The organism is Pseudoroseomonas cervicalis ATCC 49957 (genome assembly GCF_000164635.1).
GTDB lineage: Bacteria > Pseudomonadota > Alphaproteobacteria > Acetobacterales > Acetobacteraceae > Pseudoroseomonas > Pseudoroseomonas cervicalis.
In genome coordinates this window covers 1-754 of record NZ_GG771146.1, presented here as the reverse complement: position 1 = coordinate 754, position 754 = coordinate 1, and the positions used below count along the sequence as shown (strand labels likewise).

Here is a 754-nt window from a genome sequence, read left to right as displayed (position 1 = left end):
CTGCGGGTGGATTTCCGCTATGGCGACTTGGCGGCGGCGGATTTCCCGCAGGCGGCCTGGCGCCGCGCCCTGGACACCGCGCTGCGCCCGCCCGGCCCCGGCTGCACTATGACGACCCGGCCGGCAGCCCGGCGCTGCGCGCGGCGCTGCGCGACTATCTGTGGCGCGCCCGCGGGCTGCGCTGCGCGGCGGCGCAGATCCTGGTGGTGAACGGCTCGCAGCAGGGGCTCGACCTCTGCGCCCGGCTGCTGCTCGACCCCGGCGAGGCGGTGGTGATGGAGGAGCCGGGCTATGTGCTGGCGCGCCAGGCCTTCCAGGCGGTCGGCGCGCGGCTGTGCCCGGTGCCGGTGGATGCGGAAGGGCTGGTGACCGGGGCGCTGCCGGCGGCGCGGCTGGCCTACACCACGCCGTCGCACCAGTTCCCGCTGGGCGGGGTGCTGCCGGCCGGGCGGCGGCGGGCGCTGCTGGACTGGGCGGCGCGCCAGGACGCGCTGGTCATCGAGGATGATTATGACGGGGAATATCGCTACGGCATCGCCCCCATCCCGCCCTTGCAGGCGATGGATGCGGCCGGGCGGGTGATCTATCTGGGCACCCTGTCCAAGACGCTCTCGCCCCGGCTGCGGCTGGGCTATCTGGTGCCGCCGCCCGGGCTGGCGCCGCTCTTCGCCCGCGCCAAGCGGCTGGCCGACCGGCACGCGCCGCTGCTGGAGCAGGAGGCGCTGGCGGCGCTGATCCAGGGCGGCGCGCTGGA

Annotated in this window: 1 protein-coding gene; it reads left to right on the top strand. The window is 76.0% G+C overall.

All coding sequences use genetic code 11. From position 1 onward, the window contains the following. Window positions 1–754, top strand: a 754-nt coding sequence (locus HMPREF0731_RS22250; RefSeq protein WP_211208004.1) for an aminotransferase-like domain-containing protein, incomplete at both ends; no start/stop codon positions are given.